Here is a 13,373-nt window from a genome sequence, read left to right on the forward strand (position 1 = left end):
ACCGGTGTAATCATAAAAAAACGAAAACTAAATCAATGAAAAGAACAATACTGACAGTGATGGCGATTTTGCCATTGGCTGCATCTGCTCAAAAACCGTTTACAGTAACGGGTAATGTTAAGGGCCTGAAATCCGGAGACAAGGTTTATCTGGTCTACAAGAATGATGGTGCTGATGTGACCGACTCGACTACGGTAGCTAACGGCGCATTTGCGTTTAAAGGTAATGTGGCAGCTCCCTTGCGGGCTACCCTGTTTGTGAACAAGAACCCTTATGTGTCCCCTCCGGTACCCGGCTACAGCCTGGACTTCAAGGGCCTGTATCTTGAACCTGCCGCAATTAAACTGACCGGCCAGGATTCTCTGAAACGTGCAGAAATCTCAGGGTCTAAGGTAAACGATGACGATAAGCAGCTTAAGGCGCTGGTGAAGCCGGTGACCGACCAGCTGGATGCGGTAAATGCGGATTATGTAAAGCTAACTGCGGAACAAAAGAAGGATGAGGCCATGGTGAAACCGCTTCAGGAAAAATATGAGGCCGCCGCTAAAGGTATGGCTCCATTGTATCTGCAGTTTGCAAAAAGCAATCCGAAATCTTACATCAGCCTTTCTGCGATCAGTCAGCTGGCTTCCGATCCGGAACAAGCAGCAGCAGCGGAGAAGGCCTATAATGCCTTAAGCCCGGAAGTGAAAGGCACTAAGGCCGGTAAGGATCTGGCACAATTGTTCAGTGCAAGCAAGAGTACAGCCATCGGTGCAGTAGCTATGGATTTTACTCAGAACGACGTGAATGACAAGCCGGTGAAACTTTCTGATTTCCGTGGCAAGTATGTGCTGCTTGATTTCTGGGCTTCCTGGTGCGGACCATGCCGTGGTGAAAATCCGAACGTGGTAAAGGCTTACCAGACTTATAAGGAAAAGAATTTTACAGTCTTGGGTGTTTCCTTGGACAATCCGGGCAAGAAGGATGCCTGGCTGGGTGCTATTGAAAAAGACGGCCTGACCTGGACACATGTTTCCGACCTGAAGGGCTGGTCTAACGCTGTAGCGGTGCAGTATGGTATCCGCGGCATTCCGGCTAACTTCCTGATCGATCCGCAGGGCAAGATTATCGCGAAGAACATCCGCGGAGAGGAACTGCAGAAGAAATTGGCGGAAGTGCTGGGAGGAACTGGGTCTAAATAGCGTTGAGGAGTTTATACCACCTGTGTTTTGTATAAATATTCAAAGAGGGAGCCTTGACTGTCAAGGCTCCCTCTTTATTTGGAACGGTTCGTATCTGATAGGAAGAGTTCTGAAGCAGTTCAGGTTACATCAGGTCAAAACCGATGTCTTCCCTGAAATACTTCCCGTCGAAATAAATGCGCGCAGCATCTGCAGTAGCGGATTGTAAAGCTTCAAATTGTGTATCCTGAAGGCTGCTGATGGCCAGTACACGGCCACCGTTGCTTTTTACGATACCGCCCTCCAGCGTGGTACCGGCATGGAATACGGTAGACTGGCGCACGTTCTCGATGCCGGAGATGACCTTGCCTTTTTCGTATTCGCCCGGATAGCCGCCTGCTACAACAACTACTGTAGCCGCGTTTTTATCGCTGATCTTCAACTCGAAATCCTTCAGTTTTTTAGCTGCGGCAGCCTGGAACAATTCGACCAGGTCGCTTTCTATTCGTGGGATCACGCTTTCGGTCTCAGGATCGCCCATACGGCAGTTGTATTCGATGACGTAAGGCTTGCCCTCTACCTTGATCAACCCGAAGAAGATGAAGCCCGTATAATCGATGTTGTCTTTTTTAAGGCCTTCTACAGTTGGGATAATGATGCTTTTCTCCACTTCGTCCAGGAATTCCTGAGTTGCGAACGGTACAGGTGAAACTGAACCCATGCCGCCGGTATTCAGACCGGTATCGCCCTGGCCGATACGCTTGTAGTCCTTAGCTTCCGGCAGGACCACATAGCTGTCACCATCGGTAAGCACGAAGACGGAAAGCTCTATGCCGGACAGGAATTGTTCGATCACTACTGTGGCGCCTGCTGCACCAAATTTGCCGCCCAGCATCAGTTTGAGTTCTTCCTGTGCTTCGGCAGTATTGTCAATAATGAGCACACCCTTGCCGGCAGCGAGCCCGTCAGCCTTCAGGACAACAGGAAGGTCGTGTGTTTCCAGGTAGGCAAGCCCTTCAGCGAGCGTTTCGCTGGTAAAGGAACGCGAAGCTGCGGTCGGAATTCCATGACGGGCCATAAACTGCTTGGAGAAATCTTTGGAGCCTTCCAGGATGGCGCCTTCTTTTTTTGGCCCGATCACCGGAATATGCGATAGTTCACTGTCTCCGGCGATGAAGTCGTGCACCCCGTTGACCAGAGGTTCTTCCGGGCCGACAACGACCATGCCGATCTTTTCCTTTAGGATAAGGGCCTTCAGCGCTTCAAAGTTGTTAGGGTTGATGTTGACGTTCTTGCCATAGGCGCCGGTCCCGCCGTTGCCGGGTGCAATGAAGAGCTGTGAACAAAGCGCGGACTGGCTGATCTTCCATGCGAAAGCACTCTCCCTGCCGCCCGATCCTAACAATAATATATTCATCTTGATGCTGTAATTGGTTGTTTAACGATAATGTTGTCCGGCAAATATACCGCTTTGGCGCACATTATCCAGTTCAATATGACAGGGGCTTTTAAACGCCTGGGCCCCGAGATTTTGGTATATTGAAGATTAAGTATAGATTTGCCCGCAAGATGAGACATATTATCACCTTATCCCTTGTATTTTTTAGTCTTACGCACCTGGCGAAAGCTGAGCGTGTGGAGGGGTTAAGGCTCATTGCGGAGAAATACTGTGACAAACAGCAGTCCGGCGGTTCAGAACAGCGCGTTGCCCGTCCCGAGCAAGACCAGGTACAGCACCATCCGCATTTCTTGTCTTCAAGCCAGCTGACACTGATCGGTGTCCAGCCTGCTGAAGCCTCAACGTTTTATATGCCTTGCGGCCATGTGGAAACAAGTCCGGCCATCAGGGAAGGACCAAGGAACAATAGTCCTTAACCGTTCCGGTTCCGGATTCCCGGAGTATTTTGCACAACCTTTACATGGCTGACAATCTGGCTTAAAAAAACCAGATGGCCTGGTTGTTGCTGATTATCAAAATTTTATCAATTATATTTTATTATTAATACGAAGAGAGATGTTAGGATTCCTGGCCAAAATATTTGGGAGCAAATCTGAGCGGGACATTAAGGCCATTCAGCCGGTTGTTGCCCGTATCAATGAAGAATATGCGAAGCTGTCTGCGATCAGCAATGACGAGCTGCGCTCAAAAACCTTAGAATTTAAAAAGACCATTGCCGATGGCCTTGCAGATATAGACAGTAAGATCAATGCGTTAAAGGCTGATGCCGAGCAAACGGAGCTTTCTCTGGCAGAAAAGACGGCGATTTACGACCAGATCGACCAGCTGGGCAAAGACCGCGACAAGGAACTGGAAGTAATCCTGAAGGACATCCTGCCGGCCGCATTCGCCGTGGTGAAGGAAACATCCAGGCGTCTTGCAGAAAACGAGCGTCTTGAAGTGACCGCGACGGAGTTCGACCGCGAACTTGCCGCACGTAAGAAGAATGTGGTGATCGAAGGCGATAAAGCATTCTGGGCCAACCGCTGGGAGGCCGCAGGCAACGAGGTCGTTTGGAATATGGTGCATTATGATGTACAGCTCATTGGCGGTACGGTACTCCACGAGGGTAAGATCGCAGAGATGGCTACAGGTGAAGGTAAGACACTGGTGAGTACTTTGCCGGCTTACCTGAACGCATTGGCCGGACAGGGCGTGCATATTGTAACGGTGAACGATTATCTGGCCCGCCGTGACTCGGAGTGGAATGGTCCGTTGTTTGAGTTCCACGGCCTGAGGGTAGACTGCATTGACAAGCATGAGCCGAATTCGCCTGCAAGAAGGAATGCTTACCTGGCGGATATTACTTATGGCACGAACAACGAATTTGGGTTTGACTACCTGCGTGATAATATGTCGCAGACCCCTGATCAGCTGGTACAGCGCAAACTGCATTTCGCCATGGTCGATGAGGTCGACTCTGTACTGATCGACGATGCACGTACGCCGCTGATCATCTCCGGACCGGTGCCTTTCGGCGACCAGCATGAATTTTATGAACTGAAGCCGCGTATCGAGCGTTTGGTTGCCGCTCAGAAGGAGTATGTGACCCGGGCCCTGAACGAGGCCAAGAAACTGATCAACGAGGGAAAGAGCGGTACCGAGGAGGGCGAGGGAGGCCTGGCGCTGTTGCGTGCCTTCCGTGGTTTGCCGAAAAACAAGGCACTCATTAAGTTTTTAAGCGAGGGTGGCGTAAGGCAGATTCTATTAAAGACTGAAAACCATTACATGGCCGACCAGTCGAAAAACATGCCGAAGGTAGATGCCGAGCTGTATTTCCATATCGACGAGAAGAACAATCAGGTGGAGCTGACCGAAAAGGGTATCGAACTGATCACCAAATCCGGCGAAGACCACAATTTCTTTATCCTGCCGGATGTAGGTACGGAAATTGCCGAAATTGAGAAATCATCGCAGAGCAGTGAAGAAAAGATTGCCCAGAAGGACGCCCTGATGCGTGATTATTCGATCAAGGCCGAACGTATCCACTCGGTGAACCAGTTGCTGAAGGCGTATACCCTGTTCGAGCTGGATGTAGAGTACATCGTCGATGAGGGCAAGATCAAGATCGTTGACGAGCAGACTGGTCGTATCATGGACGGGCGCCGTTATTCAGACGGCTTACACCAGGCGATCGAAGCAAAGGAAAATGTAAAGGTAGAAGACGCTTCACAGACTTACGCAACCATTACGCTGCAGAATTTCTTCAGGATGTACCACAAGCTTTGCGGTATGACGGGTACGGCGACTACGGAAGCTGGCGAATTCTGGTCAATCTACAAACTGGATGTGGTAGAGATCCCGACGAATAAGGCCATATCGAGGAAGGACCAGCAGGATTTCGTTTACCGCACAATGCGTGAGAAATACAATGCGGTGGCTGAAGAGATCGTAAAGCTGACCGAAGCGGGAAGACCGGTACTGGTGGGTACTACCTCTGTGGAAATATCTGAATTGCTGAGCCGTATGCTGAAGCTGCGCGGGATCAAGCATAATGTGCTGAACGCAAAGCTCCACCAGAAAGAAGCCGACATTGTGGCTGAAGCCGGTCAGGCGGGCCAGGTGACCATTGCCACCAACATGGCGGGCCGTGGTACGGACATTAAGCTCGGGCCTGGCGTTAAGGAAGCAGGAGGCCTGGCCATTGTAGGTACCGAACGGCATGAATCACGCCGTGTAGACCGTCAGCTGCGGGGCCGTGCGGGACGTCAGGGTGATCCGGGTTCTTCCCAGTTCTTCGTCTCGCTTGAAGATAACCTGATGCGCCTTTTTGGTTCAGAAAGGATATCCAACATCATGGTGCGCATGGGTATCGAGGATGGCGAGGTGATCCAGCATTCGATGATCACCAAATCTATCGAGCGTGCGCAGAAGAAAGTAGAAGAGAATAACTTCGGCATCCGTAAGCGTCTGCTCGAATACGACGATGTGATGAACTCGCAGCGTACCGTGATCTATGCAAAACGTAAGAACGCTTTGTTCGGCGAACGCCTGGACGTGGACATGAACAACATGGTGTTTGATGTGGCTGAAGATGTGGTAACGGAATATAAGGAAACCGCAAACTACGAAGGCTTTAAGCTGGAAGTGATCAAGAACTTCTCGGTAGATACCACCATAGATGAGGCTGAATTCAGCGCAAAGGGTATCCATCATCTGACTGATAAGCTTTTTGAAGAGGTAACGGACTTTTATCAGCGCAAGTCTGAAGCGATCATCGCGCAGGCCATGCCGGTACTGACCCAGGTTTACGAAGAGCGGGGAGCCCAGATAGAGCAGGTGATCGTACCTTTCACAGATGGTATACGCCATGTACAGATTCCGGTGAGCCTGAGAAAGGCGATGGAGAACAATGGCCGCGAGGTAACACGTTCTTTCGAGAAAACGATTGTACTGGCGCTGATCGATGATTCCTGGAAGGAACACCTGCGTGAAATGGACGAACTGAAACAGTCGGTGCAGAACGCCGTTTACGAACAGAAAGATCCGCTGGTGATCTATAAGATGGAGGCGTTTAACCTGTTTAAGAATATGCTGAATGCAGTGAACAAGGAAGTGGTGAGCTTCCTGTTTAAAGGTGGTATTCCTGTCCATGCTGATCCGGATGAAGTAAGGGAAGCACCCGTACCGCGCCCGCAGCCCGCACAGATCAAGGCTTCCAGGCCGGAGCTTGCCCAGGCAGGCGGAACAGGGATGCCTGAATTTGAAGATACGCGTGAACCCGCGCCTCAGCAGCCTGTCCGCAAGGAGGCAACGATTGGAAGGAATGAGCCTTGCCCATGCGGAAGCGGGAAGAAATATAAGAACTGTCACGGCGCAGGTATATAATGCGCCGCTGTACTTGTCTGCATAAAACAGGCAGGCTATTGTAATACCCGTCGAGAATGCCGAATTTTGAAAAAAATCCGGCATTCTTGTTTTTGCAGGGATGTATGGGGACAGACCTTTCTGTCAGTAAACAAAACAACTGATGAAACAAGCGATTGCCAGTGTATTTATATCTTGCCTGTTGTTCACCACGGGTCTGTATGCCCAGTCCAGAGGAGTGGTTACGGTGATTAAGGACCCGAAGATCGATAGCCTGATCGCGAAAAGAATAGCCCTGAACAGTATTCGTGAAAGCGGGACAGCGCCTGCTAAACCTCCGGTAATCGTTTCCCAGATGGGCTACCGGGTACAGGTGTTCTATGGCTCTGACCGTAGAGAAGTGTTCAGTCAGCAGGCTAAATTCAAATCGCTTTTTCCTGCACTGAATACCTATATCACCTATAAGGAACCGAATTATTATCTGCGTGTGGGTGACTTCAGGTCACGCCTGGATGCCCAAAAGCTGATGAGCGAACTAAGGCCTGATTTCCCGACCTTATTTGTCTTCAGGGAAAAAATAAACCCACCCGCACTTGAAAACCAAGAAGATGATCAGTAAAGCTGCTATACAACAATTGTCGGCCGCCATATTTGAGCAGGTGGTAGGCTATCGCAGGCACCTGCATGCCAATCCGGAACTATCCTTTCACGAGCACCAGACTTCAGCCTATGTCAAGGGGCTGCTGACGGAATGGGGAATCCCGTTTACAGAGATGGCGGATACCGGTGTGGTGGCGCTGATCACCGGCGCCCTGCCTTCAGAAAAGGTGATTGCCCTGCGTGCAGATATGGATGCATTACCTATACTCGAAGAGAATGATAAGCCTTATGCATCTAAAAACCCCGGTGTGATGCATGCCTGCGGACATGATGTACATACTTCCTCGTTGCTGGGTACGGCATATATTCTGAACAGCCTCAGGAACGATTTCGCGGGAACAGTCAAGCTGATCTTCCAGCCTGCTGAAGAACTGTTGCCCGGAGGGGCCAGCATTATGATCAGGGAAGGTGTACTGGACAACCCAAAACCGCAGCACATCGTCGGACAGCATGTGATGCCGCTGATCGATGCAGGCAAGGTCGGGTTCCGCTCCGGGATATACATGGCTTCCACAGATGAGCTGTACGTAACCGTGCATGGCAAGGGCGGCCATGGCGCACAGCCGCACCAGAACATAGATCCGGTGGTCATTGCCTCGCACATCATCATCGCCTTGCAGCAGATCGTCAGCCGCAATGCCGACCCGAGGTTACCTTCAGTCCTGTCTTTTGGCAAGGTGCAGGCCAACGGGGCAACCAATATTATTCCCAATGAGGTAAAGATAGAGGGGACCTTTCGCACCTTAAATGAGGATTGGCGAAGGGAAGCTAAGCGCCTGATGCGTAAAATGGCCGAGGGCATTGCCGAAAGTATGGGCGGGAGCTGTGACTTTAACATTAAAGACGGATATCCTTTCCTGATCAATGAAGAAGCCCTGACCGCAAACATACGCGCTTATGCGGAAGATTACCTGGGCAGGGAAAATGTGGTCGATCTGGACATCTGGATGGCGGCAGAAGATTTTGCCTATTACTCACAGGCAACAGCCGCCTGTTTTTATCGGCTGGGTACAGGAAATAAGGAAAAAGATACTTGTTATTCCGTCCATACGCCAAGGTTCGATATCGATGAGGATGCCCTGAAGCTTTCTACCGGACTGATGGCCTATGCGGCCTTGAAGCAACTGGGAAATTAATGGTGGCGAAGAAGATAATAATTTGCATAGCGTTAATGCTCTTTGCCGCCTATGGGTTTACACAGGAGATAGACCGCTACAATCCGGATACGATCCGGACGATCCAGCTGGATTCTGTCATTAATATCAGGGCGCAAAAGTTTGGTGTGGAAACTTTTATCAATGCCATCGTTACGGATACGAGCTTTTACAAGGCCTTTCGTAACATGAAGAAATACACGTTCATTGCAGAAAACAACATTTATACCTACGACCGGAAAAATAAGGTAGATGGACGCATTTACCGGAAGATCAGGCATACCAATACGGGGCCTAAGAAGATGGAATACCTGGCCAGACAGGATACGGGAAATGTGTACAAAAGAAACGGGAAGTACCAGCTCTATACCCTCGAAATGTTTGACTATATCTTCATGAATGCGTACCAGACTGGTTTTGTAGACGAGGGGCCCATGACTGCCGGCAAAGCAGGCAGTTCCAATGAAAGTTATAAGGACAAGCTGAAGACACTGATCTTTGCACCTGGCAAACCGATTAAGGGCCTGCCTTTTATCGGCAGCAAGACGCAGATATTCACTCCGGATATGCGCCGGTATTACGATTACGCCTATAAGAGTGGTACCTATCTGGATTCTATACCAGTTTACTGGTTCAGCGTAACGGTAAAAAAGGAGCTCAGTGCGCGTACAAAGGATGGTCTGATGATCAAGGAGCTCACCACCATCTTTGATAAGCGTAACTTTGAGATACTGGGCCGGTATGTAGATATGAAATACGACAACCTGCTTTTCAACTTTGATGTGCAGATGAATATTGAGACCAGCTACTTTGAAGGCGAAAAATTACCTGCAAAGGTAACTTATCAGGGCAACTGGGATTACCCCTTTAAGAAGAAGGAACGGGCAAGTTTTCTGATCCTTCACCGGGATTATCACCTTGAAAAAGGGAAGTAATTGGCTAACTTCGCTACACAGCATATGCATCCTGAAACCAAATACTCAAAATAACGTGAAAACCACTATGAAACAATTTTCGAAACCATTTGCCATGTGCGCAATCGTTGTGTTCGCAACAATCTTTATGGCCATGAAAGTAAAACCTAAGAAGATCATTTTCTTCGGAGATTCCATTACCCAGGCTGGCGTACAGCCGGGGGGCTATGTAGACCTGGTCAAAAAAGCTTTAGATGCTGCAAAATATGAAGTAATCGGTGCCGGCATTGGCGGAAATAAGGTTTATGACCTTTACCTGCGGATGGAAAAGGACGTACTGGAGAAAAAGCCGGATGTTGTGGTCATTTATATCGGCGTAAATGACGTATGGCATAAAAAACTCAGTAAAACCGGGACAGACTATGACAAATTCATTGGTTTTTATAATGCCCTGATCAAAAAGATACAGGACAACGGTGCCAGGGTCGTACTCTGCACACCGGCAGTGATCGGCGAGAAAAAGGACAACGCTAATGAAATGGATGCCGATCTGGACAAATACTCAGATGCCATCAGGAACATTGCAGCCAACAACAGTCTGCCGCTTTGCGACCTGAGAAACATCTTCAAAACCTACGACCGCGAAAACAATCCGGAAGACAAGGAAAAAGGCATACTCACAACTGACGGTGTCCACCTGAACGAAAAGGGCAACCAGACACTGGCAGAGAAACTACTGCCGCTGGTAAAATAGGATTCGCCGTTATGATCAGCCAGGATACCATCAGCAAGATCATGGACACCGTCCGTATTGAGGAAGTGGTGGGCGATTTTGTCGCGCTTAAAAAGCGGGGTTCCAGTCTGATTGGCAATTGTCCTTTCCACAACGAAAAGACACCCTCTTTCAATGTTTCCGTAGCCAAAGGCATTTACAAATGTTTTGGTTGCGGAAAGGGCGGCGATTCGGTCCATTTTATCATGGACCATGAGAAATACTCGTACCCCGAGGCACTGCGCTACCTGGCCAGTAAATACAATATTGAGGTTGAAGAGATCGCACAGTCGCCCCAGAACCTGGAAGTACAAAATGCCCGCGAAAGCCTGTTCATCGTTTCTGAATTCGCTGCAGATTATTTCGCAAAGCAATTGTGGGAGGAAGCGGAAGGAAGAGCCGTCGGCCTCAGCTATTTCAAGGAGCGGGGTTTCCGGGAAGACATCGTCAGGAAATTCCAGCTGGGCTATTCGCCGGAAGCCTGGGATGCGCTGATCCAGGCTGCCGGACACGCAGGGCATAAGGAAGAATACCTCGAGAAGACCGGTCTTGCGATACGCAACGACAAGGGTAAACTATATGACCGGTTCAGGGGAAGAGTAATGTTCCCTATCCACAATTTCACGGGCCGGATCATCGGCTTTGGCGGAAGGACACTGAAGACCGAAAAGAGTGTTCCCAAATATGTAAACTCACCGGAGAGCGACATTTACCACAAGTCGAATGTGCTCTACGGGCTTTTTCATGCCAAGAAAGCCATCCGGGATGCGGACAACTGTTACCTGGCGGAAGGTTATGCCGATGTGCTTTCGGTGCACCAGGCGGGTGTAGAGAACGTAGTTGCCTCTTCGGGGACTTCGCTGACTACCGAACAGATCCGGCTGATCGCCAGGTTTACCCAGAACGTAACCATTTTATACGATGGTGACGCGGCCGGGATCAAGGCTTCGCTGCGCGGGCTGGATATGATCCTGGAGGAAGGGCTTAACGTAAAGGTCGTTTCTTTTCCGGACGGCGATGACCCCGATTCCTATATGCATAAAGTAGGCGCAGGGGAGTTCCGGAAATATATTGAGCAAAACCGTAAGGATTTCATCCTGTACAAAGCGGATATGCTGCTGAAGGAAGCGGGTAATGATCCGATCAGGAAGGCCGGTATCATCAGGGATATTGTAGAAAGTATCGCTAAGATACCCGACGAGATCAAAGCTTCGGTGTTCATCAGGGAATGCAGCGGTCTGCTGCAGATCGAAGAACGGACACTGCTGTCGGAGCTTAATAAAATTCGCGCTGCCAAACTTAAAAAGTCCGCAAATGCAACGCAGAACAGGCAGGCGCAGCAGGATTATCCACAGGACCTTCCGCCTGACGATCTTTTTGAAAGCCCGGACGAACAGGCCCCGTTTGCTCCTGACACCGAAAAGGAAAATAACGCCATACAGGAAAGAGAGATTGTCCGGCTGCTCCTGGCCTACGGGCACGAGCTGGTCAACTGGGATGGGATAGACAACCTGTATATCGGTTCCTTTATTATGCAGAACCTCGCCGATGTCAACTTTGAGGATCCGCTCTGCAGGCGGGTGATCGATACTTACCGGGAAGATATCGAAAACGGGCACCTGCCCGTGGCGAACCAGTTTATCCAGGGGCCGGACCGGGAGATCGCCAATCTGGCCATCACGCTTTCCACTTCGCCTTATGCGCTGAGTGAAAACTGGGAAAACAAACACAATATTTATGTCAGGGACGAGACGGTGAATCTGAAGTCAACGGTGTTCGGGGGGCTGTATCACCTTAAAAAGAGTAAGATCGGTAAAATGCTTTCGGAGATTACCAGAGAACTGGAAAAAGAGGCAGATCCTGTGAACCAGGAGATACTGATGCAGCGGTATATGCTCATTAAAGGAGTTGAACGCGATATCTCAAAATACCTGGGAACGGTAATCCTCAAATAATATGGCCAGTCATAACGACCTTGGAAAGCGTGGGGAACAGATTGCAAAGGAGTACCTGGAAAACCTGGGGTACCGCATCCTGCATGTAAACTGGAAATATGGACGTGCCGAGGTAGATGTGATCGCTGACCAGGATGGAGTCGTTATTTTTATTGAGGTGAAGACCCGGACCTCCGCAGATTACGGAATGCCGGAAGATTTTGTCTGCATCAAAAAGGAACGTCAGCTGGAATATGCCTCATCCGGCTATATCGAAATGACCGGTCATCAGGGAGAGATCCGCTTTGATGTTATTGCAATTCTATTTGAAAATAAAGACATTTACACCCTAAACCATATTGAAGATGCATTCTGGCCCAGTTAACAACAACCTGCGCTTTACCGCCATAGTTTTCATTTTAAGCATTGCCTTTACCCTTCTTTATTCCTGCAAGGACAAGCCTCAGGTTTCAGGGGTCAGTTTTGCCACCCCGGAGCAGGGACAGAAGTTTAGCCTCGGACAGAGCGTCCCGGTTGCACTTGATATTCCCGAAGGTGAACAAGTGAGCGGTGTAACTTACCTGATCGATGGCAAACCCGCGGGCACCAGCGGCAGCGCAGGTACTTTTCATCTTAAAACGGAAGGACAGGCTGTCGGTTACAAGATCATTACTGCCATTGTCGATCGTGAGGGTACAAAGGACACGGCTACCATAAACATACTGCTCACATCGGGCAGGGCGCCGAAGGAATACACTTATAAAGTAATCAGGACCTATCCGCACGATACAAGCTCCTATACCCAGGGACTGGAATATCACGGGGGCCGTCTGCTGGAGAGCACCGGGCAGGAAGGCCACTCTACTTTGCGCTGGGTTGACCTGAACTCCGGAAAAGCGCTGCAGCGCATCGACCTGGAACCTCAGTATTTCGGGGAAGGTGCAACCCTGGCCGGCGACAAAATCCCGATGCTGACCTACAAGCAGAATGCAGGTTTTGTGTATGACGCAAAGACCTTCAAGCGCCTGGGCACATTTCCCTACAGTACCAGCAGGGAAGGCTGGGGCCTTTGTTTTGATGGTGTACATCTGATCATGTCTGACGGATCAAACCGGTTGTACTTCATGAACAAGGATACGTACAAGGATGAAAAAGTCATTGATGTATATGACGATAAAGGTCCGGTAGATCAGCTCAATGAACTGGAACTCATCAACGGAAAGCTTTACGCCAATGTTTACCAGCAGAACTATATCGTGGTGATCGATCCGAATACCGGTATTGTAGAAGAAAAGATAGACCTGAACGGGCTATTGCCACAGGGTTATTTTAAAGAAGAGATCGATGTGCTGAACAACGTATTGAATGGTATCGCCTGGGATAAACAAGGCAAACGGCTCTTTGTAACGGGAAAGAAATGGCCGCATCTGTTTGAGATCGCGGTAGTGCCTAAGTAGGCGCAGCCGAAACA

At 49.6% G+C, this 13,373-nt stretch carries 11 protein-coding genes; 10 read left to right on the top strand and 1 reads right to left on the bottom strand.

Annotated elements, in window-relative coordinates; translation table 11 throughout:
• Nucleotides 1-35 precede the first annotated feature (35 nt).
• Nucleotides 36-1,184, top strand: a complete 1,149-nt coding sequence (locus tag P2W84_RS07510; RefSeq protein WP_276089506.1) for a TlpA disulfide reductase family protein — start codon at nt 36-38, stop codon at nt 1,182-1,184.
• 124 nt (nt 1,185-1,308) lie between these two features.
• Here the strand turns inward: P2W84_RS07510 and purD are convergent, their stop codons facing one another.
• Nucleotides 1,309-2,580: a phosphoribosylamine--glycine ligase gene (gene purD, locus P2W84_RS07515; protein WP_276089507.1), complete on the bottom strand. Its 1,272-nt coding sequence runs from the start codon at nt 2,578-2,580 to the stop codon at nt 1,309-1,311.
• Between the two features lie 152 nt (nt 2,581-2,732).
• Here purD and P2W84_RS07520 point away from each other — a divergent pair, with 152 nt between their 5' ends.
• The 9 genes from P2W84_RS07520 (at nt 2,733) to P2W84_RS07560 (ending at nt 13,359) form a co-directional block, all read left to right on the top strand.
• Nucleotides 2,733-3,038, top strand: coding sequence for a hypothetical protein (locus tag P2W84_RS07520; RefSeq protein WP_276089508.1), 306 nt, complete (start codon nt 2,733-2,735; stop codon nt 3,036-3,038).
• Between the two features lie 139 nt (nt 3,039-3,177).
• Complete coding sequence (gene secA, locus P2W84_RS07525) at nt 3,178-6,489, top strand: preprotein translocase subunit SecA (RefSeq protein ID WP_276089509.1); 3,312 nt, start codon at nt 3,178-3,180, stop codon at nt 6,487-6,489.
• A 142-nt stretch (nt 6,490-6,631) separates the two neighbouring features.
• On the top strand, nt 6,632-7,087 hold the full coding sequence (locus P2W84_RS07530; RefSeq protein ID WP_276089510.1) for an SPOR domain-containing protein: 456 nt from the start codon (nt 6,632-6,634) through the stop codon (nt 7,085-7,087).
• Nucleotides 7,077-8,264 carry a M20 family metallopeptidase gene (locus P2W84_RS07535; RefSeq protein WP_276090072.1) on the top strand — a complete coding sequence of 396 codons (1,188 nt, stop codon included), beginning with the start codon at nt 7,077-7,079 and terminating at the stop codon, nt 8,262-8,264. Before P2W84_RS07530 ends, P2W84_RS07535 begins: the two co-directional genes overlap by 11 nt.
• 35 nt (nt 8,265-8,299) lie before the next feature.
• Nucleotides 8,300-9,217, top strand: a complete 918-nt coding sequence (locus P2W84_RS07540) for a hypothetical protein (RefSeq protein WP_276089511.1) — start codon at nt 8,300-8,302, stop codon at nt 9,215-9,217.
• 67 nt (nt 9,218-9,284) lie between these two features.
• Nucleotides 9,285-9,950, top strand: coding sequence for an SGNH/GDSL hydrolase family protein (locus P2W84_RS07545; RefSeq protein WP_276089512.1), 666 nt, complete (start codon nt 9,285-9,287; stop codon nt 9,948-9,950).
• A gap of 11 nt (nt 9,951-9,961) precedes the next feature.
• Complete coding sequence (gene dnaG, locus P2W84_RS07550) at nt 9,962-11,923, top strand: DNA primase (RefSeq protein WP_276089513.1); 1,962 nt, start codon at nt 9,962-9,964, stop codon at nt 11,921-11,923.
• A gap of 1 nt (nt 11,924) precedes the next feature.
• Nucleotides 11,925-12,287: a YraN family protein gene (locus P2W84_RS07555; protein WP_276089514.1), complete on the top strand. Its 363-nt coding sequence runs from the start codon at nt 11,925-11,927 to the stop codon at nt 12,285-12,287.
• Nucleotides 12,268-13,359: a glutaminyl-peptide cyclotransferase gene (locus P2W84_RS07560; protein ID WP_276089515.1), complete on the top strand. Its 1,092-nt coding sequence runs from the start codon at nt 12,268-12,270 to the stop codon at nt 13,357-13,359. The genes P2W84_RS07555 and P2W84_RS07560 overlap by 20 nt, the downstream gene beginning before the upstream one ends.
• Nucleotides 13,360-13,373: the final 14 nt, after the last annotated feature.

The sequence above is a fragment of the Pedobacter sp. JY14-1 genome (assembly GCF_029269825.1).
Lineage (GTDB): Bacteria > Bacteroidota > Bacteroidia > Sphingobacteriales > Sphingobacteriaceae > Pedobacter.